This is a genomic window from Kribbella sp. WER1 (assembly GCF_054189145.1).
The window spans coordinates 4,530,174-4,555,717 of the sequence record NZ_CM135186.1 but is presented as its reverse complement, the minus strand read 5'-3'; the positions used below and the strand labels follow the sequence as shown (position 1 = coordinate 4,555,717).

Annotated in this window: 22 protein-coding genes; 8 read left to right on the top strand and 14 right to left on the bottom strand. The window is 70.2% G+C overall.

Features of this window, described 5'->3' with window-relative positions:
* The first annotated feature begins 28 nt into the window (after window positions 1-28).
* The 3 genes from ACXJJ3_RS21940 to ACXJJ3_RS21930 are packed head-to-tail and all read left to right on the top strand — an operon-like array spanning window position 29 to window position 3,986.
* Window positions 29-1,084: a quaternary amine ABC transporter ATP-binding protein gene (locus tag ACXJJ3_RS21940; protein WP_458163639.1), complete on the top strand. Its 1,056-nt coding sequence runs from the start codon at window positions 29-31 to the stop codon at window positions 1,082-1,084.
* Window positions 1,084-3,027 (top strand): ABC transporter permease, encoded by a 1,944-nt coding sequence (locus ACXJJ3_RS21935; RefSeq protein WP_458163637.1) that lies wholly within the window; start codon window positions 1,084-1,086, stop codon window positions 3,025-3,027. Before ACXJJ3_RS21940 ends, ACXJJ3_RS21935 begins: the two co-directional genes overlap by 1 nt.
* The gene (locus ACXJJ3_RS21930; RefSeq protein ID WP_458163635.1) at window positions 3,024-3,986 is read left to right on the top strand and encodes an ABC transporter substrate-binding protein; all 963 of its coding nucleotides are present in this window, start codon (window positions 3,024-3,026) and stop codon (window positions 3,984-3,986) included. Before ACXJJ3_RS21935 ends, ACXJJ3_RS21930 begins: the two co-directional genes overlap by 4 nt.
* Here ACXJJ3_RS21930 and ACXJJ3_RS21925 read toward each other — a convergent pair.
* A complete protein-coding gene (locus tag ACXJJ3_RS21925; protein ID WP_458163633.1) occupies window positions 3,964-6,786 on the bottom strand; it encodes a BTAD domain-containing putative transcriptional regulator in 2,823 nt (940 codons plus the stop codon). The genes ACXJJ3_RS21930 and ACXJJ3_RS21925 overlap by 23 nt on opposite strands.
* A gap of 42 nt (window positions 6,787-6,828) precedes the next feature.
* On the opposite strand from ACXJJ3_RS21925, the gene ACXJJ3_RS21920 reads away from it, so the two are divergent.
* On the top strand, window positions 6,829-7,686 hold the full coding sequence (locus ACXJJ3_RS21920; RefSeq protein WP_458163631.1) for an NAD(P)-dependent oxidoreductase: 858 nt from the start codon (window positions 6,829-6,831) through the stop codon (window positions 7,684-7,686).
* Here the strand turns inward: ACXJJ3_RS21920 and ACXJJ3_RS21915 are convergent.
* A complete protein-coding gene (locus tag ACXJJ3_RS21915) occupies window positions 7,673-7,921 on the bottom strand; it encodes a hypothetical protein (protein WP_458163629.1) in 249 nt (82 codons plus the stop codon). The genes ACXJJ3_RS21920 and ACXJJ3_RS21915 overlap by 14 nt on opposite strands.
* Window positions 7,918-8,439, bottom strand: a complete 522-nt coding sequence (locus ACXJJ3_RS21910) for an RNA polymerase sigma factor (protein ID WP_458163627.1) — start codon at window positions 8,437-8,439, stop codon at window positions 7,918-7,920. The genes ACXJJ3_RS21915 and ACXJJ3_RS21910 overlap by 4 nt, the downstream gene beginning before the upstream one ends.
* 258 nt (window positions 8,440-8,697) lie before the next feature.
* Here ACXJJ3_RS21910 and ACXJJ3_RS21905 point away from each other — a divergent pair, with 258 nt between their 5' ends.
* Window positions 8,698-9,294 (top strand): ParA family protein, encoded by a 597-nt coding sequence (locus tag ACXJJ3_RS21905; protein ID WP_458163625.1) that lies wholly within the window; start codon window positions 8,698-8,700, stop codon window positions 9,292-9,294.
* Between the two features lie 4 nt (window positions 9,295-9,298).
* Here the strand turns inward: ACXJJ3_RS21905 and ACXJJ3_RS21900 are convergent, their stop codons facing one another.
* Genes ACXJJ3_RS21900 through ACXJJ3_RS21885 form a run of 4 tightly spaced genes read right to left on the bottom strand, consistent with a single transcriptional unit; the run spans window position 9,299 to window position 13,247 of the window.
* Window positions 9,299-10,492: an ROK family transcriptional regulator gene (locus ACXJJ3_RS21900; RefSeq protein WP_458163623.1), complete on the bottom strand. Its 1,194-nt coding sequence runs from the start codon at window positions 10,490-10,492 to the stop codon at window positions 9,299-9,301.
* A 26-nt stretch (window positions 10,493-10,518) separates the two neighbouring features.
* The gene (locus ACXJJ3_RS21895) at window positions 10,519-11,397 is read right to left on the bottom strand and encodes an oxygenase MpaB family protein (RefSeq protein ID WP_458163621.1); all 879 of its coding nucleotides are present in this window, start codon (window positions 11,395-11,397) and stop codon (window positions 10,519-10,521) included.
* Window positions 11,398-11,411: 14 nt separating this feature from the next.
* A complete protein-coding gene (locus ACXJJ3_RS21890; RefSeq protein ID WP_458163619.1) occupies window positions 11,412-11,942 on the bottom strand; it encodes a GNAT family N-acetyltransferase in 531 nt (176 codons plus the stop codon).
* Window positions 11,943-11,951: 9 nt separating this feature from the next.
* Window positions 11,952-13,247 carry an XRE family transcriptional regulator gene (locus ACXJJ3_RS21885; protein ID WP_458163617.1) on the bottom strand — a complete coding sequence of 432 codons (1,296 nt, stop codon included), beginning with the start codon at window positions 13,245-13,247 and terminating at the stop codon, window positions 11,952-11,954.
* A 213-nt stretch (window positions 13,248-13,460) separates the two neighbouring features.
* Here ACXJJ3_RS21885 and ACXJJ3_RS21880 point away from each other — a divergent pair, with 213 nt between their 5' ends.
* Window positions 13,461-13,649, top strand: a complete 189-nt coding sequence (locus ACXJJ3_RS21880) for a hypothetical protein (RefSeq protein WP_209700304.1) — start codon at window positions 13,461-13,463, stop codon at window positions 13,647-13,649.
* Window positions 13,650-14,029: 380 nt separating this feature from the next.
* On the opposite strand, the gene ACXJJ3_RS21875 is transcribed toward ACXJJ3_RS21880, so the two are convergent.
* Window positions 14,030-14,422 (bottom strand): MarR family winged helix-turn-helix transcriptional regulator, encoded by a 393-nt coding sequence (locus tag ACXJJ3_RS21875; protein ID WP_458163615.1) that lies wholly within the window; start codon window positions 14,420-14,422, stop codon window positions 14,030-14,032.
* Window positions 14,423-14,450: 28 nt separating this feature from the next.
* Between ACXJJ3_RS21875 and ACXJJ3_RS21870 the strand changes: the two genes are divergently transcribed.
* Window positions 14,451-14,879 carry a MarR family winged helix-turn-helix transcriptional regulator gene (locus ACXJJ3_RS21870; protein WP_458163613.1) on the top strand — a complete coding sequence of 143 codons (429 nt, stop codon included), beginning with the start codon at window positions 14,451-14,453 and terminating at the stop codon, window positions 14,877-14,879.
* Between the two features lie 54 nt (window positions 14,880-14,933).
* On the opposite strand, the gene ACXJJ3_RS21865 is transcribed toward ACXJJ3_RS21870, so the two are convergent.
* Window positions 14,934-16,364 (bottom strand): GNAT family N-acetyltransferase, encoded by a 1,431-nt coding sequence (locus ACXJJ3_RS21865; protein WP_458163611.1) that lies wholly within the window; start codon window positions 16,362-16,364, stop codon window positions 14,934-14,936.
* Window positions 16,365-16,545: 181 nt separating this feature from the next.
* Window positions 16,546-17,994, bottom strand: a complete 1,449-nt coding sequence (locus tag ACXJJ3_RS21860; protein WP_458163609.1) for an MDR family MFS transporter — start codon at window positions 17,992-17,994, stop codon at window positions 16,546-16,548.
* Between the two features lie 106 nt (window positions 17,995-18,100).
* Here ACXJJ3_RS21860 and ACXJJ3_RS21855 point away from each other — a divergent pair, with 106 nt between their 5' ends.
* Window positions 18,101-20,350 carry an NACHT domain-containing protein gene (locus ACXJJ3_RS21855; protein ID WP_458171929.1) on the top strand — a complete coding sequence of 750 codons (2,250 nt, stop codon included), beginning with the start codon at window positions 18,101-18,103 and terminating at the stop codon, window positions 20,348-20,350.
* Here the strand turns inward: ACXJJ3_RS21855 and ACXJJ3_RS21850 are convergent.
* The 4 genes from ACXJJ3_RS21850 to ACXJJ3_RS21835 are packed head-to-tail and all read right to left on the bottom strand — an operon-like array spanning window position 20,323 to window position 25,540.
* Window positions 20,323-20,934 carry a TetR/AcrR family transcriptional regulator gene (locus ACXJJ3_RS21850; RefSeq protein ID WP_458163607.1) on the bottom strand — a complete coding sequence of 204 codons (612 nt, stop codon included), beginning with the start codon at window positions 20,932-20,934 and terminating at the stop codon, window positions 20,323-20,325. The genes ACXJJ3_RS21855 and ACXJJ3_RS21850 overlap by 28 nt on opposite strands.
* Complete coding sequence (locus tag ACXJJ3_RS21845) at window positions 20,927-22,471, bottom strand: AMP-binding protein (RefSeq protein ID WP_458163605.1); 1,545 nt, start codon at window positions 22,469-22,471, stop codon at window positions 20,927-20,929. The genes ACXJJ3_RS21850 and ACXJJ3_RS21845 overlap by 8 nt, the downstream gene beginning before the upstream one ends.
* 13 nt (window positions 22,472-22,484) lie before the next feature.
* Window positions 22,485-23,642, bottom strand: coding sequence for an acyl-CoA dehydrogenase family protein (locus ACXJJ3_RS21840; protein ID WP_458163603.1), 1,158 nt, complete (start codon window positions 23,640-23,642; stop codon window positions 22,485-22,487).
* Window positions 23,639-25,540, bottom strand: a complete 1,902-nt coding sequence (locus ACXJJ3_RS21835; RefSeq protein ID WP_458163601.1) for an acetyl/propionyl/methylcrotonyl-CoA carboxylase subunit alpha — start codon at window positions 25,538-25,540, stop codon at window positions 23,639-23,641. Before ACXJJ3_RS21835 ends, ACXJJ3_RS21840 begins: the two co-directional genes overlap by 4 nt.
* Between the last annotated feature and the right edge of the window lie 4 nt (window positions 25,541-25,544).

The window sequence follows — 25,544 nt, the reverse complement described above, 5'->3', positions numbered from 1 at the left end:
CTGCCGGCGGGGATGCGAGGGTTTACCTGTGACCGCTCAGCTGGAATACCCCGACGTTCAGGATTCCGACGCGTTGCTGTCCGTGCAGGGGCTGTGGAAGGTGTTCGGTCCCAAGGCGCAGCGGGTGCCACGGCGGGCTGAGTTGGCTGCGCTGGATCGGGCCGACCTGTACGCGAAGACCGGGTGTACGGCGGCGGTCCGTGACCTCAGCTTCGACGTGGCGCCGGGTGAGGTGTTCGTCGTGATGGGGTTGTCCGGGTCGGGCAAGTCGACGCTGGTGCGGTGTCTGACCCGGCTGATCGAGCCGACGGCCGGGCGGCTGACGTTCGAGGGTGAGGACCTGCGCGCGGCCGACGAGAAGCGGCTGCGGGCGCTCCGGCGGAGCAAGTTCTCGATGGTGTTCCAGCATTTCGGTCTGCTCCCGCACCGCAAGGTGATCGACAACGTCTCGTACGGTCTGGAGATCCGCGGCGAGAGCCGGCCCGACCGGCGGCGCCGCGCGCAGGAGGTCATCGACCTGGTAGGCCTGGCCGGCAACGAGCACCTGTACCCGGAGCAGCTGTCCGGCGGCATGCAGCAGCGCGTCGGCCTCGCGCGGGCGCTCGCGAACGACCCCGACGTACTGCTGTTCGACGAGCCGTTCTCGGCGCTCGACCCGCTGATCCGGCGGGAGATGCAGACCGAGGTGGTGCGGCTGCACCGCGAGGTCGGCAAGACGATGGTGTTCATCACCCACGACCTGTCGGAGGCGCTGAAGCTCGGCGACCGGATCCTGCTGATGCGCGACGGCGCCGCGGTCCAGCTCGGCACCGGCGACGAGCTGGTCGGCGCCCCGGCGGACGACTACGTGCGCGAGTTCGTCCGGGACGTCTCGCGGGCCGACGTACTGACGTTGCGCTGGATCGCCCGCGACCCGCGCCCGGGCGAGCCGCTCGACGGGCCGGAGCTCGGCCCCGACGTCCTCGTCCGCGAGGCGACCCGGCTGGTGCTCGAGGCGGACCGCCCGGTGAAGGTCGTGGACAACGGCACCCTGCTCGGAGTCATCGGCGACGAGGAGATCCTCACCGTCGTCGCGGACGCCTGATGGCCGCGATCACGAGCGACGTGGAGGTCGAGGTACGTCGGCCTCGGCGTGGCGTCGTCGTCGGCGTGCTGCTGGTCGTCTGGGTGGCGGCGTACTTCGTGCTGCGCGGGATCGACACGCTTGTCCTCGGCGGGCAGGACACGACCGCGCTGCACCGGTGGCTGACCGAGCACAGCGACGACGTCGGCCAGGGGAACGTGTTCTTCGGCGCGATCCGGGCCGCGGTCGACGGGGTCGTGGTGTTGCTGCAGGACGTGATCTCGCAGCCGTCGTTCGACCGTCCGGTGCCGGTGATCGGCTGGCTGGGTGTGGTCGCGCTCGCGGCGTACTGCGCGTGGGCGTTCGGCAACTGGAAGGTCGCCGTACTGACCGCGGCCGGGCTCGGGTTCGTCGGGCTGCAGGGGTTGTGGCAGCAGAGCATGGACACGCTCGCGCTGACGATCGCGGCGGTGCTGCTGTCGTTGCTGGTCGCGATCCCGCTGGGGATCTGGGCGGGGTTGTCCGATCGCGCGTTCAAGGTCGCGACGCTGGTCCTCGACCTGATGCAGACGCTGCCGACGTTCGTGTACCTCGCGCCGCTGACCCTGTTCTTCGCGATCGGACCGGCCGCGGCCACGATCGCGACGCTGATCTACGCGGCGCCGCCCGCAGTCCGGCTGACCGCGCACGCGATCCGCTCGGTGCCGCCGGAGAGCGTGGAGGCGGCCCGTTCGCTCGGCTCGACCCGCGGGCAGACGCTGCTCAAGGTCCTGCTGCCGATGTCGCGCTCGACCGTGGTGGTCGGCATCAACCAGACGATCATGGCGGCGCTCTCGATGGTCACGGTGGCCGCGCTGATCGACGCGCCGGGCCTCGGCCAGACCGTGCTGAAGGCGCTGCAGACGCTGGACGTCGGTGTCGCGTTCAACGCCGGCCTCGCGATCGTCGTCCTGGCGATCGTGCTCGATCGGGTGACGACGGCGGCGGGCGACCGGCCGTGGCGTACGGCGAGTGTCCGGCGGAAGGTCCTGCTCGGCGCGGGCGCGGTCGGCGTACTGGTCGCGGTGTGGTTCTCGCGGACCTACGTGTGGGCGGCCGAGTTCCCGGCGGCCGAGGTGGGTTCGCGGATCGCGCAGTTCGCCACCGCGGTGACCAACTGGGTGCAGGACGTCTTCGGCGGCTTCACGTACGGCGTGCGCGATGTCGTGACGGTCGGCCTGCTCAACCCGCTCGAGGGTCTGCTGACCGGGTCGCCGTGGTGGCTGGTCAGCCTGGTCGTGGTCGCGCTGGCCGCCGTTCTCGGCGGATGGCGAGGCGCGGTCCCCGCGGCCGTCTGCCTGGGGCTGCTGGTCGCGACCGGCGTCTGGCACGACAGCATGGTCACGCTCGCGTCGACGCTGCTCGCCACGGTGGTCGTCGTCGCGGTCGGGCTTACGCTCGGCGTATGGGCCGGCCGGAACCGGCGGGTCGACACCTGGATCCGGCCGGTGCTGGACGCCGGCCAGACGATGCCGCCCTTCGTGTACCTCGTACCGTTCCTGGCGTTGTTCGGCACCAGCCGGTTCACGGCGATCGCGGCCGCGGTGGTGTTCGCGGTCCCGGTCACCACCAAGATCGTTGCCGACGGCATCAAGGCGGTGCCGGTCGCGACCGTCGAGGCAGCGAACTCGGTCGGTTCCAGCAGCTGGCAGGTGATCAGCAAGGTGCAGCTGCCGGTGGCCCGGCGGGCGATCACGCTCGCGGTCAACCAGGGCCTGATCTACGTACTGTCGATGGTCGTCGTCGGCGGGCTGGTCGGCGCGGGCGCGCTCGGGTACGACGTGTCCGCCGGGTTCGCGCAGAGCGACCTGTACGGCAAGGGGCTCGCGGCCGGGTTGGCGATCGTACTTCTGGGGGTGTTGCTCGATCGGGTGACACAGGCGGCGGCCCGCCGTACCCACAACTATGAAGGAGACAAGCGGTGAAGAGACTCCGGTACGCCGGTGTGCTGACGGCGGTCGCTCTTGCCATAACGGCCACAGCAGGCTGCGGTGGCCAGAAGGTCGGGTCGGACAAGCCGGCCGCCGGTGGTAAGGAGTGCGGCTCGTTCAACCTGACCGTCAGCCCGTGGGTCGGGTACGCGGCGAACGCGGCCGTGGTGTCGTACGTCGCGACCAAGGACCTCGGCTGCAAGGTGGTCGAGAAGAACCTCGCCGAGCAGGTGGCCTGGCAGGGTTTCGCCACCGGCGAGGTGGACGTGAACCTGGAGAACTGGGGCCACGAGGACCTGAAGAAGAAGTACATCACCGACGACAAGGTCGCGGTCGAGGCCGGCTCCACCGGCGTCAAGGGCGTGATCGGCTGGTACGTGCCGCCGTGGATGGCCGCCAAGTACCCGGACATCACCGACTGGAAGAACCTGAACAAGTACGCAGGCCTGTTCAAGACGTCGGAGTCCGGCGGCAAGGGGCAGCTGCTCGACGGCGACCCGTCGTACGTGACCAACGACGAGGCGCTGGTGAAGAACCTGTCGCTGAACTACAAGGTCGTGCAGAGCGGCAGCGAGACCGCGCTGATCCAGGCGTTCCGGGACGCGGAGAAGGACAAGAAACCGCTGCTCGCGTACTTCTACGAGCCGCAGTGGTTCTTCAACGAGGTCAAGCTGGTGAAGATCAACCTGCCGACCTGGAAGGCCGGCTGCGACGCGGTCCCGGCGAGGGTCGCCTGCGACTACCCGCCGTACGACCTGGACAAGATCGTCTCGAAGAAGTTCGCCGACTCGGGCAGCCCGGCGTACGACCTGGTGAAGAACTTCAAGTGGACGAACGAGGACCAGAACACGGTCGCGCGGATGATCGCCGTCGACAAGCTGACGCCGGACCAGGCCGCGGAGAAGTGGGTGAAGGACAACCAGTCCAAGGTCAACGCCTGGCTCGGCAAATAGCTCTTTCCACATCGAAGCGTTCAGCGGGCGGCAGCGGTACGCCGACCTGTTGACGCAGGGCTGATGCTTCGTCGAGCAGCTCCAGGGCGCGGCCGGGATCCTCGGTCGCGCCCGCCAGCCCTTCGAGCGCGAGGGCGATCGCCCGCTTGTCGCCGGTGCGCTGCGCGAGTTCGAGGCCGCGCTCGTGCAGCCGACGGGCCGTGGTGAAGTCGCCGCGCTGTTCGGCGATGTAACCGAGCTGGTTGGTGATGAACCCGATCCCCGGCGTACCGCCGATCTGCTCCAGCCAGGCGAGCCACCGGGTGAAGTACCGTTCCGCGTCGTCGAGGCGGCCCTGCCTGCGCGCTGACAGGCCGAGCCCGACCTCGGCGTACTCCTCGGCGGACTTGTTCGACTGCTCGACCGCGAGCCGGCGGGCCTGTTCGTGGAGTTCGTCGGCGCGGGCGTGGTCGCCGGTCAGCATCGCGATCCGGCCGAGGCCCGCGGTCCGGAACGATACCTCCGTCCACAGCCCGAGGTCCTTCGCGCGCCGGACCGCGTCCTCCAGGTACCCCGTCGCGGTCGGGTAGTCGCCGCTGATCTCGGCCGCCACGATCAGCGCATACGTCGCCTGCAGCCGGCCCCAGTCGTCGTCGAGCTCGTCGAAGAGTTCGAGGCTGCGCCGGCTGTCCTGCTGCATCGCCGGCAGGTCCGCGTGCACGATGTTGAGCTGCGCGCGGGTGCTCAACGCGGCGGCGAGGCCCCACCGGTCGTTCCTCTCGGTGAACAGCGCGATGGCCCGGTCGATGCGCTGCATCAGCACGGTCGGGTCGCCGTACGCCCAGCGGGTCATGGTCAGGAACCACAGCGCGTCCGGGTCGTCGCCGACCGCCGCGAGCGCGTCGTCCCCGGCCGCGGCCACATCGGTGCCGTGGGCATCGGTCGCGGTCATCCCGGCGAGCCAGACGGCGGCCTGGGCGCGGAGGTCGGCCGGCTGGTCGGGGAGGTCGAGGGCGGCGGCAAGGGTACGGCGGGCCTCGCCGTGGCGGCCGCGGAGGTACCAGTACCAGGCGAGGGCGGTGGCCAACTCCAGTGAGGGCGGGAGGACGCGGAAGTTTGCCGCTTCCTGGTCGAGGCGTTGGAGCCATTCGTGCTGCCGCTCGCCGTGCAGCTCGGCCTGCTGGGCGAGCGCCAGGTAGTAGGCGGCGTGCCGTTGCCTCAGCGTCGCTTCCTCGCCGGCTTGGGCGAGCTTTTCGAGGCTGTACGCCGCTATGGACTCCAGTAGCTGGTAGCGGCCGCCTGTTGCGACCACGAGCGACTTGTCGACGAGTGCCAGGAGTAGGTGCTCCGGTAGGTCGCTGACTTGGGCTGCTGCTTCCAGTGAAAACGTGCCGGCGTGTACGGCGAGGCTGTGGAGCATTTGGCGTTCGTCGGCGGCCAGTAGGTCCCAGCTCCAGTCGATGGTGGCGCGGAGCGTCCGTTGACGCTCTGGACCGGCTTTACCGCCGGACAGGAGGCGGAAGCGGTCGTCGAGGCGTTCTGCGAGTCCTTGGACACCCAACGCTCGGACGCGGGTTGCGGCCAGCTCCAGTGCGAGCGGAATGCCGTCGAGGCGGTCGCAGATCGCCGATACGTCCTCGGTGACGCCTGCGCGTGCTTGGAACAGCTCGGCTGCAGCTGGTGGTGTGAGCGGTGGTACCTCGACCACTTGCTCACCCGGCACTCCCAGCGCTGCCCGACTGGTCGCCAACACCCGAAGCCCGGGCGCCTCCGCCAGCAGGCGCTGGACAAGCTCGGCCAGCTCCAGGTGCTCGCAGTTGTCCAGAATCAGCAGCAGCTCCCGAGCCCGCAACGAATCAACCAGCCGGGGCAGGAGATCACCAGCCTCGTCCCGAAGCTCCAGCACACCCGCCAACGCCTCCAGCACATCCCCCTCCCGCAGAGCCCCCAACTCCACCATCCGCACCCCACCAACACCCAACCGCGTGCTGCCGAGCTCCAGGGCCAGGCGGGTCTTGCCGACGCCGCCTGGGCCGACCAAGGTGACCAAGCGGTTGGTGGTGAGCTGCTTTCGCACCACGGCCAGCGTGTCTGCTCGTCCGACCAGCGGGTTGAGTGGTGCGGGCAGCGTTGGGGAGTGTTGCAGGGAGGGGTCGTGACGGAGGATCGCCTGGTGCAGGGCGGTCAGCTCCGGGCCGGGGTCGGCGCCCAGCTCGTCCGACAACGCTTCACGGAGCCCGGCGTACGCGTGGAGCGCCTCGTGCTGGCGGCCCGCGCGGTAGAGCGCCTTGAGATGGATCGCGTGCAGCCGTTCGTCGAGCGGGCGTTCGCGGATCAGCTCGGTCGTCCGGTGCAGTACGTCGTCGCCGTCCTCGAGCGCCGTCAAGTACAGCTCCTCCAGCTGCTCGCGGGCGCCCCGGGCGAACTCGTGGTCGCGGACATCGGCGTACGGCTGACCTCGCCACAGCTCGAGGGCTTCCCGCGCCCGACCGCGCCGGACGTACTCCTCGAAGATGTTGCTGTCGACAACCTCCGCGTCGAGCGTGTACCCGGCCGGCCCATGCCGCACCAGACCCCGCGCGCCGGGCTCCGCCCGCTCCAGCGCCGACCGCAGCTGGGAGACGCGCGCCTGCAGCGTCCCGGTCGCGTTCCGTGGCGGGCGTGCTCCCCACACATCCGCGATCAACCGGTCGGCGCTGACCGGCGTACCGCGGTTCGCCAGCAGGTCCAGCAGCAGGACCCGGACCTTCGTGTCGGGTACGGCGACCGGTACGCCGGTGCCCGTCCGCACGAGCAGCGGACCGAGCACCCCGAAGTACATACCCGTAGTAAACCCGTAGCGCGTTCTCCGAGCATCGGCCGTATGAGTTCACGAGAAGCAGTGACAGTGATCGGCCTCGGCGCGATGGGATCCACAATGGCCCGGACGTACGTCGCCGCCGGGCACCCGACCACCGTCTGGAATCGGACGCCGGGCAAGGCGGACGGCCTCGGCGCGGTACCGGCGACGACGGCAGCAGAGGCGGTCGCGGCCGGCGCGATCGTGGTGATCAGCCAGGTCGACTACCACGCGATGTACGACTCGCTGGCAGACGCGGACCTGACCGGCCGCGTGCTGGTCAACCTCAGCTCGGACAGCCCCGAACGCCTGCGTGAGGCGGCCGCATGGGTCGCCGAGCGCGGCGGGACCCTGGTGACCGGCGGCATCATGGTCCCGCCGCCGGGCATCGGGCAGCCCGGCGCGTACGCGTTCTACGCCGGTCCCGCGGAGGCGCTGGACGCCCACCGCACCACCCTCGAAGTACTGGGCCGCGTCGACCACGTCGGCACCGACCCGGGCCTGGCGATGCTCTACTACCAGGCCATGCTGAACATCTTCTGGACCACGTTGATCAGCTACTTCTACTCCGCATCGCTGGTCGGGGACGCCGAGAAGCTGCGCCCGTACGCCGCGAGCATGCTCACCGACCTGACCCAGGACGGCCCGATGGGCTTCCTGCGGATCCTGACCCGCGAGCTCGAGTCGGGCGAGTACCCGGGGGCCGACAACAACCTCCACATGCAAGCGGTCGGCTCGGAGCACGCCGTCCAGGCGTTCACCGACGCGGGCCTCGACGTGACCGTGCCGGCCGCCGTGGCTGAGCTGTTCGCGCGCGCTGACGCGGCCGGGTACGGCGCCAACGGCCTGAGCGCGCTGGTCGAGATGGTCAGGAAGCCGTAGTCAGCTTGCACTCGCCGTCGATGCACTCGCGCTGCAGCCTGCCGCGAGAGATCGTCTCGAGCAGGCCGATGACCCAGCAGGTCGGACAGCCGCGGAAGGCGACCAACGCGATCGGCAGCAACAAGAGACTCCACAGGCCTACGGCTGGGACGAGCGCGAAGGCGGCGATCAGTGAGCCGAAGCCGAGGACGCCGCGGACGAGGTGGCGGGACAGGGAGGTACTGGCGAAGCTCATGACAGGACTCCTAGCGTCTCGCGCACGGTCGCCCGGGCGCGGTGCAGGCGGGACTTCATGGCGGGGACGGTGAGGCCGAGCGCCTTCGCGACCATAGGGCCGCTGTAGCCCTGGACGTCCCGGAGAACGAGGACGGAGCGCTGGTCCGGCGGCAGCTGCGCGATCGCCGCCGCGACGGCCTGCGCCTCCAGCTGGCGCAGCGCCTCGTCCTCGGCGGACGGCGTGGTCTCCGGTACGACGGGGTGCTCGCGGAGGACGGCCCGCGCCCGGCGGAGGCACTCGTTGCGGATGATCCGGAACATCCACGACGTCAGCGCACTGGTCGCGCGCAGCATCCCGATCTTGCGGTACAGGATGATCAACGCCTCCTGCGCGGCGTCCTCGGCGTCCTCGGGCGTGGCGCACAGCGTCCGGGCGAAGCGCCGTACGGTCGGATGCGAGTCGGCGACCAGCGTGCCGAGCGCGTCGAGGTCGCCGTTCCGGGCGGCGCGGACCAGCTGTTCGTCGAGGTCAGCCACGGGTCCGCCGGCGCAGGACGACGGCACTGCAGGTGCCGAGCAGGACGACCGCGACGGCCGCGGCGACGATGATCCAGGTCATGACGTACTCCTTCGTCGGGTGCGAGATCAGGAGTAAGAGGCGGGACCGGGCGGAAAGGATTCTCCGCTGAAGTGCGGTTGAGCTTGTACACACGGGCCGGGGGCAACTATCACGATGTGACCGGGCAACGCCGACGACACGCCGGAAATCGGACGGAACCGGGTAAGTTCGTGCCCATGATCATCGTGACAGCTGCACTGAAGGGCGGGGTCGGTAAGACAACCACGTCGGTGTACTTGGCCGCGCTGGCATCTTCCAACCGTCGCACATCCACCCTGGTCGACGCGGATCCGCAAGGCAGCGCGGCGGACTGGATCGCGGAATCCGCCGACGACCACCTCTCCCGGATCGAGATCGCGGAGGCACCGACCGAGCGCCTGCTGAACAAGGCGCTGGACAAGGTCCCGCCGGAGGGCATCGGCATCGTCGACATGCCGCCGTCCCACGAGCGGCTGCTGAACAAGGCCCTCGAACGCGCCCGGATCGTGGTCATCCCGACCCGCGTCGGCGGCGTCGAGACCCCGCGGGTGAAGGCCGTCATGGAGCTCGTCCCGGACGACGTCCCGGCCGGCCTGGTGATCTGCTCGGCCCGGACGTACACCCGCTCCTACCAGGAGGCGATGCAGCAGTACGCCGCCGAGAACATCCCGGTCTGGGGCACGATCCCCGAGCGTGTCTCGATCACCGCCGGTCCGACCGGACCGCTCGCCTCCGACGGCCTGGAGTCGTACAAGAAGGTCTGGCGCAAGATCCTCGCCGCGGCCCGCACCTGAGCTGTTAACGCTGGAGCGGCGGTTCGCCTCGGACGTAGGAGCGGATCACGGTGGCCGCCGCACCGCGGGCCCAGTCGTCGAACGTGTGCGACCGGAGCATCAGCCGGCAGTCCCCGGCCGCGCCGAACGCGTGCTCCGCGAAGGCGCGGCGCATCCGCTCCTCGTACAGGTCGTACTCCGCGACGCCCTCGCCGGCGATCATCACCAGCTCCGGCCCGACCAGGTTCACCATCGCGGCCAGCGCGGCGCCGATCACCTCGCCCGCCCGGTCGAACGCCCCCCGGGCCTGCTGGTTCCCGTCGTGGGCCAGCGCGACCGCCCCGGCCAGGTCGAGGTCCGGCTGCCCGGTCTGCTCCCGGGTCCGGGTCAGGATGGCATCCGACGACGCAACCGTCTCCACGCAACCCCGCCGGCCGCAGGTACACACCAGTTCGCCCGGCGCCAGCGGCAGATGGCCGAGCTCGCCGGAGACGCCGTACGCGCCGGAGACGACCTCGCCGTTGATGTAGAGCCCGCAGCCGATCCCGGAGCCGATCGTCACCACCGCGAACGAGTCCGCGTTCACCCCGGCGCCGAACCAGTGCTCCGCGACGGTCAGCGCGCGGACGTCGTTCGACACCAGGATCGGCACCCGGACACGCTGACCGAGCAGCTCCGCGACCTGGACGCCGCGCCAGCCCATCAGCGGCGAGTCCCGGACCACGCCGTTCGTCGCGTCGACGTCGCCCGAGACCGCAATCCCGATCCCGGCCAGCGGGCCCGCCATCGTCGTACCGGTCTTGAGGGCACCGATCAGCGCCTTCACGTGCTCCGCGAGCCGCTCGATCACCGTCTCGGGGTCGGTGCTGTCGAGCTCGTCGTGCCGGACGTTCAGGATCCCGGCGGTGAAGTCGGTGGTGACCCCGATCAGGCTTGTCGGCGTGACCTTGACGCCGATCACCGAGACGCTGCTCGGGACCACGGTCAACGGGCTGACCGGCCGCCCGATCCCGAGCTGGCCCTCGTCGCCCGCCGGGGCGTCCGTGACGAACCCGGTCTCGATCAGCGGCGCGACCGCCTTCGTCACCGCCGCCTGCGACAGCCCGGTGCGGCGCGCGATCTCCACCCGCGGGATCGGCCCCTGGGTCAGGATTTTGGTCAGCACCTCGATCCCCGCCGGCGTGGCCAGGGGAAGCGGACGATGAGGACGCAGCGGCACGAGAACAACTTACAAGCGCAGGGACTCTAAGAGGGGGTTTCTGCCAGTGTTGGCGAGGTCAGCGCCCAGCGGATGGTCTTGGTGAGGCCGTCCCCGGCCGCCCGGACGACGGTCTGTTCGGCCAGCGGCAGGTACGGGAGGCGCAGCGGGATGCGGGTCCACCACGGGAGCAGGCCGACGGCGGCGGCGGTGAGTACGGCGTACGCGGGACGGGCCGCCCACGGGACCGGCGGGTGGACCAGGATGAAGCGGGCCGCTTGGCGGGCTTCCGTCGTACCGCGGAGCTCGGGCTGGTACTCCTTGAGCAGCTGCCGTACCTCGGCGAGCGTGGTCGGCGGGTCGATCACGCCGAGCTTCTCCGCGACCAGCGCCGCGTCCGCGACGTACTCGTCCTGCTCCGTCGCGGTCAGCGGATGGGCGCCGTACCGCTGGTGGGCCGCGAGGAAGCTGTCCACCTCGGCGACATGCACCCACTTGAGCAGATGCGGGTCCGACGCCCGGTACTTCACCCCGCCCGGGCTGGTCCCGCGGACGCGCTCGTGCACCGCCTTGACGTGGGCGATCGCCTCCTCCGCGTCCGGGATCGCGCCGTACGTCGTGATCGCGAGGAAGTAGCTGGTCCGCCGCAGCCGGCCCCACGGGTCGCCCTGGTACCCGGAATGCGCCGCGACCGCCGCCATCGCCAGCGGGTGCAGCGACTGCAGCAGCAGCGCCCGCAGACCGCCGGCGAACATCGACGCGTCCCCGTGCACCCGGCGGATCGGCCGATCCGGCGCGAACCAGCGCGGACCGGGCGTACTGTGCACCCGGCTCCGCTCGGCCTGCGGATCCGGCCCCGCGACCTTCGTCAGAATCATCCGGGCCAGGCTGTCCCGCAGCGGATCAATCATGGTGGTGGCGGCCATGCCACCAGTGTTGCTCAGTCGTCGTACTCGTGCTCGAGGATCGAGTAGAGGCGGGAATCGCGCCAGGCGCCGTTGGTGAACACGTGGTCGCGGAGCTGGCCCTCGTAGGTGAAGCCGATCCGCTTCACCACCGCGATCGAGGCCTCGTTCTCCGGCCCGATCGCGGCCGTCACCCGATGCCGGGCGAGCGGACCGAAGGCGAACTGCAGGAGCGCCCGGGACGCGTCGGTCGCATACCCGTGGCCCCAGTGGTCGGCACCGATCGCGTAGCCGAGCTTGGCCGTCCAAGACCCGCTCGGCGCGATCCGGCCGAACCCGATCACCCGGTCGTCGTCCGGCCGGGTGATCGCGAGCATGTAGTCCGGCCGGTCCTGCTGCGCCGACCGCTGCACGATGCCGGCCAGGTTCTGCTCGGCCTTGGTCCGGTCGTAGCTGTCGAACGCCATCCAGGTCGTCACCCGGTCGTCGCCGGCGATGGCCAGGTAGTCGTCGAGGTCTGAGGTTCGGAATTCGCGCAACACAGTCAGCTGTCCGCTGAGCTCCATTGGCGCAGGCTACCGGGGGAAGGACTGCATCGGAGTCCGGGTGAAGGACTCGATCTCCTCTTGCAGCTCGCGGGCGTCCTCGGCGCGACCCGACTGCCGCAGCGCCTGGTGGACCCGACGGGCCGAGTGCACGACACCGTTGATCCGGCGCTCGGTCGGCAGCGTCAGCACCGGGGCCAACGCGTCCGCCGCACCGTCCAGCTCACCGCTCGCGATCCGGGTGATCGCCATCGCGGCGTGGCTGCCGGCCGCGTCGCCGAACGCCCACTCCGGGTGGTTCTGGTCGGTGTACGCGTCGACGGCCTGGCTGGAGTACCGCTGGGCCTGCTCGACCTCGCCGGGCAGCTGCGCGAGCGCGTCGGCGGCGTAGTACAGCTGGCGGTTGCGGCCGAAGGTGCAGAGGCCGCCCATCTCGTCCAGGTCGTCGTTGTGCACCGAGTTCCACGCCTCTTCGGCGCGTTCGAGCGCGGCACGGGTGGCCTCCGGGTTGCCGAGCGCGGCCCAGGCGCGGGCCTCGCTGACCGGGAGCCAGACGCTGGTGGTGCTGTTCGCCTGCTCGGCGTACCCGGCGCCGAGCTGGGCGTAGCGCACCGAGTCGTGCGGGTTGCCGGCCCAGTACGAGACCAGGGACTGCAGACCGCGCACCCAGGCACGCAGCCCGTGGTGGTCGGCGTTGTCGGCACACATGAACGCGGTCCGCGCCTGGGTGAGCGCGGCGTGCGGGTTGCCGAGGTCGTGGGAGGCCTTCGCGAGCAGCCCGCCGGTGACACCGGCCAGGAAGTAGAGCTGGCGGTGGTTCTCCGGGCGTTGCCGGCTCTCCAGCAGACCGAACACGAGGTCCTGGGTCTCGACCAGCTGGCCGAGGATCTCCGGCAATGGGCGCTGTGGGTACGCCTGGGCGGCGTGGCGTACGTCGTCGTACACCTGCTCCATGGCCTCGCTTCCGAGACCGGACTGGGCCGCAAGGGCGAACGCCCTTGCTCGGCTGGCAGCCATGTCGAGAACCTCCATCTCGTTACCTGTCGTGATCCGTCCACTCGCGGCAGGTGCCGGCACCACCTGGGCGGCCTGTTCGGCGACATACGGCGCGAGGAGCTCCTCGACCGGCTTGCCGAACATGCGTTGCAGGGTGCGCCGGGTCTGAGGAGTGGTCCCTGCACGCTCGCCCGATGCGAGGCGACGCAGGTGCCGCTCGGTGATGGTTCCACCCAGCTCGACGAACTCGGCGACGATCTCGGAGTAGGTCTGGTTCCGGCGCTGGATCAGATGCGCCAGCACCGTCTTTGGCGCGTACCTACTCGCCATCGTTCCTCCCGTTCACGTCAGTCAGACGTTGTCTCGACTTGTGCCCCACGACAAGGTGCTGTCCCCCAGATGTCCGCGAGAGGACCGGAAGAGGTCCGGCAAAGGTCCGGTCCAGGTCCTAGAGCGGTCACGTTGGGCTCGTGCACCATTACTGCCATGACAACCAGTAAGTCCAACTGGTTGCAAGGCCTGAGAGTTACGGGGTGAGAGGTTGTGACCATCGCGGAAATCACGTCGAGACAGCACCGGCGCAGAGTCCGGGTCTGGTTCGGCGAGCACGTGATCGCGCAGTACGTCGCGGAGGCGCCGCTGGCGGCCCGCTACGAACAGGCGATGCGGCGCCGTTTCGCCGGTCTCAAAGTCACCAACGACCTGCTCGGGCCGCTCGACGCGACCGACTGAAACACCCGTAGTACCCACTGCTTTCCGGGTCCTCCTCAGACCCGGTGTGCTGACCCTGGGGTCTCCTCACGTCCAGGGCCGGCGCTGGAAGGTTCGGGGCACTCCTCAGTCCCGGACGAAACCCAGGTGCGGTCCGGAGTACTCCTCAACTCCGGACCGCGCCGCCCACCGACCCGGCTGGGCCTGGCGGCTGAGTTCCCTGTATCGCCGCCGCCCAGCCGTTCCAACCACCTCCTGACCGACACCTCGGGTCAGGCAGGGCCGAGTGTCCTGGGCGGTAGGACACCGGAGGCTCCCGACACCTCACCGGGAACCTCCCCCTTGAGGTGGCCGGCTCCGGAGTGTGACCGCCGCGCCTGGGCGGTCACACTCCGGAGCCCTCAGACGAGGTTGCCCGCCATTCGTCGAAGGACGTCGACGGTGGCCTGGTATTCCTCGGCGGAGATGCCCGCCGTGATCCTGCGGCGTTGCGCCTGGACCTTGATCGTCAGGTCCGCCAGGGCACGCGACCCGGCCGCCGTCAGTTCGTTGCCGGTCAGCCACTCGCGCTCGACCAGCGGATTCGTCACCGCGACGAGCTCGGCCGGGTCGCCGCTCAGGAACGGCGCCAGAGCCTCCGCGACCGACCCGCCGCCCGCGGCCGCGTTCACCGCCTGCCACTGGCGGCGAGTCAGTCCGTCGTCGGCGAGCAGCCGCTCGAACGACGCCTCCAGCAGCCGGTCGACCTCCTTCAGCCACCAGCCGATAGGCTTGTTGTCATCTGACATATACATGTCGATGAGCATATAGTTGGAGCTGGACATGGACAACACCGACCCGGTAGCCGCCGTCGAGGCCGCGATGATCACCATCCGCCGCCGTCAGACCCGCCGTACGTTCGCCCTCCAGTCCGGTACGCCGAACCTAACCCAGGACGTCCTCGACGCCGTCGAGGCCGCCCCCAGCCCCATCGGCGTCAACGGCATAGCTACCGCCCTGGGCGTCGACCAGCCCCGCGCCAGCAAGCTCGTCGCCGCCGCCGTCAAGGCCGGCCTGATCCGCCGCGAGGCCGACCAAGCAGACGGCCGCCGCACGAACCTCGTCCTCACCCCCGCCGGCCAAGCTCAACTGGAGGCCACCCACACCCACCGCCGCACCCACTTCGCGGCCGCCATGCGCGACTGGACCCCCACCGAACGAGAGACCTTTGCAGCCCTCCTAACCCGCTTCCTCACCACCCTGGACCGCTAGGTCCCCTTTTCGGAACCTTTTCGCCGCTCCACGCCGATTTCTTTCCGGAAAGCGTCAGAGGTTGGTGCAGACCCGGACCAGCGAGGCGAGCAACTGCTCGGGGTCGTGCAGCACGCGTACGCCGTCCGTCAGCACGCGGCGGGTGCCGGGGTCGACCGGGTCGATCGCGGCCCAGGCGGTCGCCGTGATGCCGACCTCGACCTCCAGCCCGGACGCCCGCTGGAGCCGGACCTCGGTCAGATGCGGACCCCATTGCTGACGTCGTACGACGGCCACGGCGCCGAACACGTCGAGCCAGTCGTCGTTCTCGAGGTACCGCGCCGGTGCGTCGGTCAGCACGATCAGGTCCAGGTCCGACGTCATCCGCGCCGCGTCGTGGGCCCAGGACCCGACCATCGCCAGACCGCGGACGTCCGCCTGGTCCGCCGCCCAGCGCACGGTGTCGCCGACCACCGCGTCGACTTCGTCCGACCGACCTGCCTGGTCGGCGACGTAGACGGCGAACGGGGCGTCAGAGCGGACCTCGGTGGCGTCGGAGGACCAGCCTTCGGCTTGGATCTCGCCGGCGTAGCGCATCTTGAGGCGTTGCATGACGGCTTGGGAGGACTTGTTGGACTGTTCGGTGAAGGCTGCGACTGTGGTGGCGTTGAGGGTGGTGAAGGCGTAGGTGAGGGCTGCGCGGCCTAGTTCGGTGGCTAGGCCTTGGCCTCGGGCGGGTTCTATGAGGGCCCAGCCGAGTTCGAGACGGTCGGTCGCCCACTGCGGTCCGGCCAGGGTGGCGATCGCGTCGGCGGTCGGCGTACCGGCGGGGAGGCGGGAGAGGCCGCCGCGGCCGATCAGGGCGTTGGTGGTGCGGTCGTAGGCGATCCACTTGCCGGCGCCGTCGCGGTCCCAGTCCGCCTGGTGCTTGGCGGCTTGGGCGGTTGCCTGGTCCGCGGTCAGCGTGCGGTCGTACCAGTGGGCGACCCACGGGTCCGCGAAGATGCGCTCTAGGTCCGCCGCATGTCCGGGGAGGACACCGTTGGGTCCGGTGATGGGTTCCAGGCGGAGGCGGTCGGTGAAGCGGGTGCGGACGGCGTGCGCGACCAGGTCCCGCAGGCGGCGGTCGCCGTCGGTGCGGTTGACCATCAGCAGGTCGAGGTCGTCGGGGCCGGCCCAGGCGGAGACGTCGTGTTTGCCGGGTTCGAGCCGCGGGCGGGTGAGGTCGCCGTCGACGGTGATCAGGTAGTCGACCTCGCGGCGTACGCGCCCTTCCCACTCCCATTCCCAGTCCGCGACCTTCCAGACGATGTCGCGGACCTTCCACCCGGTCTCTTCCTCGACCTCCCGGGCCAGCGCCTGCTCGGGCGTCTCGCCCGGTTCGAGATGGCCGCCGACGATGTCCCAGATCCCGGGCAGCAGCCGACGGTCCGCCGTACGCCGTTGCAGATAGACGCGGTGTTGCTCGTCCCGGATCAGAGCCCCGACACAGTCGACTGCACGCATGCAGCCAACCTAGTGCCTCGTCAAGCAAGCCCCGGGGTTGCCGTGCGCCAGCAGGCCAGGTGCGGGGTTGGCCTCTGAGCTAGTGGGTTTGTCCCCCGGCATGCAAGGTGCCAACCCACCAGTTGAGAGGCCAACCTCGGATATGGTCCAGCTCCGTCGGGGCCGGGGGCGATCCGGCTAGCTACCGGAGCGGTCGTTCGGTGATGCGGTTGGGCATGAAGATCACCGCGACCACCAGCAGGAGCGCTGCCGCGGCGGCGCCGTAGTACACGTCGTGGACAGCCGGGGCGAGGACGCCGGCGGGGACCTTCTCGAGGTCTGCGTGGTTGTCGCCGAGGCGGGCCGCGACGACGCCGTTCGCGACCGCGCCGAACACCGCGACGCCGACCGCGCTGCCGACCGAGCGGGCGAACATGTTCGCGCCGGTCACCACGCCGCGGGTCTGCCAATCGACCGACGACTGCGCCGCGACCACCGACGGCGACGCGGAGAAGCCGAGCCCGACGCCGATCACGAAGCACGCCAGCGCCAGGTGCAGGACCGAGCTGTGCGCGCCGACCGTGAGCAGGATGCCGGACCCGAGTACGACGATCACCGCACCCATCAGCATCGTCGTCCGGAACCCGACCCGCAGGTAGATCCGCCCCGCGAACGACGCCGCGATCGGCCACCCGAGCGTCATGGCGGCGAGCGTGAACCCGGCGACCAACGCCGACGTACCGAGCACGCTCTGCGCGAACAGCGGCACGTACGTCGACAGCCCGATCATCAGCAGGCCGATCAGCAACGCGGCCGAGTTCGCTGAGTTCAGCACCCGCTGGCCGAGCACCCACAGCGGCAGGATCGGCTCGGCCGCGCGTCGCTCGACCAGCACGAACGCGACCAGCAGTACGACGGCAGCGGCCAGGATCACGATGCTCCGGGCCGAACCCCAGTCCCACATCACGCCGCCCTCGAGCAGCCCGAGCAGCAGCAGCGAACCGCCGGCCGCGAGCAGCACCGCGCCGGCGTAGTCGATCGTGTGCCCGGTCTTGTCCGCGACCTTCTCCTCGAACCGGCGGACCAGCACCCAGGCGGCGGCGATCCCGAGCGGGATGTTCACGAAGAAGATCCACCGCCAGGAGATGTAGTCCGAGAACACGCCGCCGAGCGTCGGCCCGACGAACGACGAGATCCCCCACACGCTGGCGACGTACCCCTGGACCTTCGCGCGCTCGGCGACCGTGTAGATGTCGCCGATGATCGTCATCCCGATCGGCTGGATGGCGCCCGCGCCGAGCCCCTGGATCAGCCGGAACGCGATCAGCGCCGGCATGCTCCAGGCGAATCCGCAGAGCACCGACCCGAGCAGGAACAGGCCGACGCCGAGCAGCATCATCGGCTTCCGCCCGCGCTGGTCGGCGAGCTTGCCGTAGATCGGCACCGACACCGCCTGCGCGAGCAGGTAGATCGAGAACAGCCAGGGGAACTGGGTGAAGCCGCCGAGGTCCGCGACCACGGACGGTACGGCGGTGGCGAGGATCGTCGCGTCGATCGCGACCAGTCCGACGCTCAGCATCACCGCGAGCAGGATCGGGCCCCGTTCCGACCGAAGCCCCACACTCGTCCGGTCGATCCGCTCAGTAGTCATATTGGTCCTCAATCTATGTGACCGCGCAGGCATTCCCCCAGCCGGAGATCGGCTGCCGGACAGCGGCGACGGTGGGCTCACGGGCCGTTACGCTCCGGGGGTGAGGATGCGGTCTTTCGTGAGCGGCGCCGTGCTCGTGGTGACCGTGTCGCTGACCGTCGTGCTGCTGCCGATCGCGATCAACGTCGGCACCGGCGGTACCGCGCCCGGGTTCCTGGCGCCGTACGTCGGCTGGGTGTGGCCGGCGATCGGCGTGCTCTGGGTGGTCGCCGTCGGCACCGCGCTGCTCGAGGTAAGGAACCGGCGGCAGCCGCGGATCTCGAACCGCACCGCCGACCAGCCGCGGAACCGGCAGAACGCGCTCCTGCAGATCGACCGGTACCTGTCCGAACGGCGCGCCGGTTCGCTGGCCGCGCGGACCCGGATCGCGGTCGCGCTGGACGGCGAGCCGGACGCGGTCCGCCCGTTCGACCTGCTGGTCCAGCCGTTGAACGACCCGCCGACCCGGATCCCCGCCGGCGCCGACATCGCGTCGGTGTTCGACGGTCTCGAGGACAACATGTTGATCCTCGGCGCGCCCGGGGCCGGCAAGACCACGATGCTGCTGAACCTGGCCCGCCGCCTCTCGGCCCACGCGCACGACGACGAGCGACGACCCGTCCCGGTCGTGGTCGACCTGGCCGGCTGGGGGACGCAACCGGCGCATGCCGCCGACGACGACCCGAACGACAGCGCCCTGCTGGCCGGTTTCGTCCGCTGGCTGCTGTACGAGGTGAACGACCGCTACCGGATCCCGCCCGCGGTCGGGCGGACCTGGCTCCGGGCCGGCCGGCTGGCACTGCTGCTCGACGGACTCGACGAGATCGCCGAGCCGGATCGCCCGAAGCTCGATCCGGTCCTGAAGGAGTTGCGCCACAACTACCGGGTCGACCAGCTCGCGATCACCTGCCGGACGCACGACTACGAGCGCCTGCCGCAGCGGCTCAGCCTGTACGGCGCCGTACACATCCGGCCGCTCTCGAGGCAGCAGGTGCTCGACTACTTCGCCGCCGTCGGGCCGGCGCTGGACGGTGCGCGGGCGGCGATCGAGCAGGACGACGAGCTGTGGGACCTGGTCAGCTCACCGCTGATGCTGAACGTGATGACGCTCGCGTACCAAGGCCGAGAGCCCGAGGACGTCGCCGCCGGCGGGGTCGCCGACCTGCGCCGTGAACTCTTCGACACCTTCATCTGCGAGGTCCTGGCCCGCAACCGCAAGACCGGCAGGCAGTACGACGCCAAGACCGCAGTACGGCGCCTGTGGTGTCTGGCGTGGTGGACACGCAGCCGTGCGGGCGACCGGACCGCCGTACCGCGGTGGCTGACGCCGGACGGGTGGTACGGACTGCCGCTGCCGGAGGTCGACTACCTGACGCATGCCGTGTGCCTGCCCGCCCTGTTCGGAGCGCTCAGTGCGGGCGCCACGGTGCTGATGATCGCGCAGTACGGCGCACTCGCCGGGCTGGCCGTGGCCGGTGCAGCGTTGGTGCTCGTCCACCTGCTGCCGCACCCCTGGCAGCGGCTTGCCGGGTACGGGCCGCGCCAGGCGTTGCTTTACGCGGTCGTGCTGCTGACGGGCACTGCCGGGACGGTTGCAGTCACTGGTGCTGCTCTGGGGCTGGTGGAGTTACTGACGGCCAAGGTGGCGCTCGCCGTTGAGGCCGTGCTCGTTGCTGGTGCGTACGGTGTCGAGCTGATCGTGTTCCACGACAACAGGCGGCGGTTGTTGGTGGGTGTGCGGCTATTAGTGGTTGTAGTGGCGAGCTGGGTCGTGCTGGGCCTGGGTGACGCCGGGCCGTTCGCTGCTGGTGTCGCTATCGGGCTCCTGGTCGCTCAAGGCATCCGCCTGGTCAAATCGCTGCCTACGGATCACCTACCTGCTGCTGAGGTCGGTGACACCTGGCGGATGGACGTGTGGGTGGCCGGCGGCGCAGTAGTCGCGTTCCTGCTCGCAGTACTGCTCGGAGCAGACCTGGCATCGCCACAGCTGGAGGCAGCCGCGGGAGTCGTCGTAGGCGCCGTTGCCGCCAAGGCCTGGCGTCGGCGTCCACCCGTACTGGCCGGCCCGTTGTCCCGCTGGCTGCACGACCTGCTGCTCCGCTGGACCGGCTACCTGTCCTGGCGCCGCCGCGCATTCCTCCAGTACGCCGCGGACCGCTACGTGCTCGCCCGCACCGGGCGGAGCCAGTACGCGTTCATCCACCTGCTCGTCCGCGACCACCTCGCGGAGTGCACGCCCGACGAGCTCGCCGCGAAGGTCGACCGCCGGATCGCGGAGCGCGCCGCCGGTCAGACGGCGGGCTCGCGCAGCGCCTGATCGAGGATTCGGCTCCACTGCCCGACGATGCCGCGACGGCGGGCGCTGTCGTCGGTCAGCAGGTCGGCCAGACCGAGTCCGCGGGCCATGTCCAGAACGCCCTGCACGGTCTCCCGAACCCCAGGCGTCCGCTCGCTGACCTCCAGCACTTCGAGCAACGCCCGGTGCGCCTGCCGTCCGACATGCGCCTCCAGCCGGACGATCTGCGCCCGCAACGTGTCATCGGTCGCCGCCGCCACCCACAGGTGCAACGCGGCCCGGAACAACGGCCCGGTGTAGACGTCGGCGAGCATCCCCACGATCGCCTCGGTCCGCCCGGAGCCGTTCGGCAGCGCGGACGCCTGCGCCCGGATCTCCGCCAGCCGTACTTCGGTCATGTACTCCACCGCCGCCGCGAACAGGTCCGCCCGGGTCGGGAAGTGGTGCTGCGCCGCGCCCCGCGACACCCCGGCCCGCGTCGCCACCACGCTCACCGTCGTGGCGGCGTACCCGACCTCGGCGAGCGACTCGACCGCGGCCTCGAGCAGCCGTTGCCGCGTCGCCCGCGAGCGGTCCTGCTGCGGCGCCTTCACGACCTCACTCACGGGCTCGGAGCTCCCGGCGGAGGATCTTCCCGGACGCCGCCTTCGGTACCGCGTCGATGAACTCCACCTGCCGGACCTTCTTGTACGGCGCGACCCGCGCGGCGACGTACTCCATCACGTCCTCGGCGGTCAGCGACACCCCGGGCATCGGCACCACGAACGCCTTCGGTACCTCGACCCCGTCCGCGTTCACGCCGATCACCGCCGCGTCCGCGATCCGGTCGTCGGTGAGCAGCACGGCCTCGAGTTCCGCGGGCGGCACCTGGTACCCGTGGTACTTGATCAGCTCCTTCACCCGGTCCACGACGTACAGGTAGCCGCGGGCGTCGACCCGCCCGATGTCGCCGGTGTGCAGCCAGCCGTCCGCGTCGACGGTGGCGTCGGTGTCGGCCGGGCGGCCGAGGTACCCCTTCATCACCTGCGGCCCGCGGATCCAGATCTCGCCCTCGTCCGTATCGTTGCCATCGGCACCGACCAGCCGCATCTCGGTGGACGGGAACAGCTTGCCGACCGCGCCCGGCGGCGGTTCCGGGTCGTCCTGCGGTACGGCGTGCGTCCCGGGCGACAGCTCGGTCATCCCGTACGCCTGCAGTACGGCGTGCAACCCGAGCCGTTTCGCGCACGCCTCGGCCAGCTCACCGTCCAACGGCGCCGCCGCCGACGTCACGTATTTCAAGGCGGACAGGTCGACGCCGTCGACGGCCGGGTGCTTCGCCAGCGCCAGCACGACCGGCGGCGCGACGAAGGCCCGCGTGATCCGCTGCTCGTCCAGCGTCGTCAGGAACTGCTGCAGCTCGAACTTCGGCAGCACGACCACGGTCGCGCCGAGCCGCAACGGCAGGTTCATCAGCACCGACAGCCCGTAGATGTGGAAGAACGGCAGGATCGCGATGATCCGCTCCTCCTCGCCGAGCGTAATCATCACCTCGGCCTGCGAGATGTTGGTCGCGATGTTCCGGTGCGTCAGCATCACGCCCTTGGCCGCGCCGGTGGTCCCGCTGGAGTACGGGAGTACGGCGACATCGGACGCCGGGTCGATCTCCACCACCGGCTCCGGGGCGGTCGACGCGAACAGCTCCTGGACCGACCGATACCCGTCGGCCTGGTCGCAGACGAAGATCTCCGCGACGTCGGTCCCCTCGATCGCCGCGGTCGCGGCCGGCAGGAACAGCGAAATCGTCACCAGCAACTTCGCCTTCGAGTCGATCAACTGCTTGTGCAACTCGTCCGGGGTGTAGAGCGCGTTCACCGTGGTCACGGTCGCGCCGGCCCGGGTGGCGCCGTAGAACACCACCGGGTACAGGATCGAGTTCGGGCTGTAGAGCGCGATCACGTCGCCGTGCCGGACGCCCAGCTCGGCGAGACCGGCCGCGACCCGTCGGGTCAGGTGGTCCAGCTCCGCGTAGCTCAAGGTCTTGCCGGTGACGCCGTCGACCATCGCGGGCCGGTCGCCGTACTCCTGGGCTCTGCCGAGGACGGCGTCGTGGATCGGTACGTCGAGCACCTCGACGGGCGGGAACTGGCTGGTGATGATCATGGCCCCACTCCTCCTAGTACGACTTCGGCAACCCGAGACTGTGCTGTGCGACGAAGTTCAGGATCATCTCCCGGCTCACCGGGGCGATCCGGGTCGCGCGGGCGGCGGCGACCAGGGAGGCGACGCCGTACTCGACCGTCATACCGTTCCCGCCGAGCGATTGCACGGCCTGATCGGTGGCCCGGACGGCGACCTCACCGGCGGCGTACTTCGCCATGTTCGCGGCCTCACCCGCGGCGAGGTCCTCGCCCGCGTCGTACAACGCGGCCGCCTTCTGCATCATCAGCCGGGCGAGTTCGAGCTCGATCTTGATCTGCGCGAGCGGGTGCGCGAGCCCCTGGTGCGCGCCGATCGGGTGCTTCCACACCTGCCGTTCCTGCACGTACGCCGTCGCCTTGCCGAGCGCGTGCCGGGCGATGCCGAGCGCGAACGCGGACGCCATGATCCGCTCCGGGTTCAGGCCCGCGAACAACTGCATCAGCGCCGCGTCCTCGGACCCGACGAGCGCCTCGCGCGGCAGCTGTACGTCGTCCAGGAACAAGGAGTACTGCTTGTCCGGGCTGATCAGGTCCATCTCGATCTGCTGGAACTCCACGCCCGGCGCGTCGAGCGGGACGATGAACAGCGCGGGCTTGAGCTTGCCGGTGCGAGCGTCCTCGGTCCGGCCGACGACCAGGACGGCCTTCGCGACGTCGAGGCCCGAAATGAAGACCTTCCGGCCGGAGAGCGACCAGCCATCGTCGGTCCGGCGGGCGGTGGTGGTGATCTGGTGCGAGTTCGAGCCGGCGTCGGGTTCGGTGATCGCGAACGCCATGATCGTCGTACCGTCGGCGAGGCCCGGGAGCCAGCGCCGCTTCTGGTCGTCGGTGCCGAAGCGGGAGATTACCGTGCCGCAGATCGACGGCGAGACCACCATCATCAGCAGCGGACACCCGGCCGCGCCGAGCTCTTCCAGCACGATCGACAGGTCGGCCATCCCGCCGCCTCCGCCGCCGTACTGCTCGGGGAGATTCACCCCCAGGAAGCCGAGTTTGCCGGCCTCCAGCCACAGCTCGGTGGTGTGCCCGCCGGACCGGGCCTGCCGGTTGAACCACTCGTAGCCGTACTTCTTGCCGAGTTCCGCGACCACCTTCCGGAGCTCGCGGCGTTCCTCGGATTCGACGAAGCTCATACTTCCTCCCCAACCACGGCCAGGACGGCGCCGACCTCGACCTGTTGTCCCGCTGCCACCTTCAACTCACCGACCACCCCGTCCGCCGGGGCGGCGATCGCGTGCTCCATCTTCATCGCCTCCAGCCAGACCAACGGCTGCCCTTGCGTCACCACGTCCCCGACCTGCACGCCGACCCGCACCACCGTCCCCGGCATGGGTGCCACCAACGACCCCGCGGCCACCTGCCGCGCCGGATCCGTGAACCGCGGCACCGGCACCAACGCGACACTGCCCAGCGACGAGTCCACGCACACCAGCCCGCCGTACGCCGCGACCTCGAACCCCCGCCGCACACCGTCGACCTCGAGCACCACTCGCTCGGAGTCCAGGGAAATCAGCGCAGTGTTGCCGTCGACAACCAATCCGTCGCACGTCAGCCGGTACTCCACCTCATGCACCGCATCCCCGACGCGATAACTCTTACGCTGCGACTGAGATACGAGATTCCGCCACCCGCTCGGCACGCGGACTGGCGTACGGCGCCCGGCCGCATCCGCCAGCGCAGCCGCGAGCGCCGAGACCCGCACAACGGCCTCGTCGACCGCCCCGCCCACCCCGTGCGTGTCGAAGAACGCGGTGTCCGTGTCGCCCGCGAGGAACGCGGGATGCCGAAGGATCCACACCAGCAAATCACGGTTCGTCCCCGGCCCGTGCAGCCGCGCGTTCTGCAGGGCGGCCGCCAGCCGACGGGCGACCGCGGCCCGGTCCGCGCCGTACGCGATCACCTTCGCCAGCATCGCGTCGTAGTACGGCGAGACCTCCGAACCGTCCTCCACCCCCGAGTCCACCCGTACGGCGGCCGGAATGTCGAAGCGGTGCAGGACACCCGTCTGGGGTTGCCAGTCGTGAGACGGATCCTCGGCGTACAGCCGGACCTCGATCGCGTGGCCGACCGTCGGCGGAGGCTCCGGCGGGAGGTGCTCGCCGGCGGCGACCGCGAACTGCAGCTCCACCAGGTCGAGCCCGGTGGTCTCCTCCGTGACCGGGTGCTCCACCTGCAGCCGCGTGTTCATCTCGAGGAAGTAGAAGTCGCCGGCCTCGTCCGCCAGGAACTCGACCGTCCCCGCGCCCACGTACCCGATCGCCGCCGCAGCCTTCCGAGCAGCGTCGAACAGCTTCTCCCGCATCCCGGCAACCCGCTCGACCAGCGGCGACGGCGCCTCCTCGACCACCTTCTGATGACGCCGCTGGATCGAACACTCACGTTCACCGACGGCCCAGATCGTCCCGTGCTGGTCAGCCATGATCTGTACTTCGACATGCCGCCCGCTCGCCAGGTACCGCTCGCAGAACACCGTCCCGTCGCCGAACGCCGACAACGCCTCCGCCGACGCCGCCTCGATCTCCCCGGCCAGGTCCTCGAGCCGCGACACCACCCGCATCCCGCGCCCACCACCGCCGGCCGACGCCTTCACCAGCACCGGCAGGTCCTCCGCCGACACCTCCGCGGGCGTGAGCTCGGCCAGCACCGGCACCCCGGCGGCGGCCATCAGCTTCTTCGCCTCGATCTTCGACCCCATCGACGAGATCGCATCCACCGGTGGCCCGATCCAGGTCAGCCCCGCGTGGATCACCGCCTGCGCGAACCCCGCGTTCTCCGACAGGAACCCATACCCCGGATGTACGGCGTCCGCGCCCGCGCGCAGCGCCGCGTCGACGATGAGGTCCGCGCGCAGGTAGGTCTCGCCAGGCGCGTTTCCGGGAAGCTCCACAGCGGCGTCGGCCTCGTCCACGAACGGCATCCGTGCGTCGGCCGTCGAGTACACGGCGACCGTGGACAGGCCGAGCGAGCGTGCGGTGCGGAAGATCCGCCGGGCGATCTCACCTCGGTTGGCGACCAGAACAGAGCTGAACATGCGC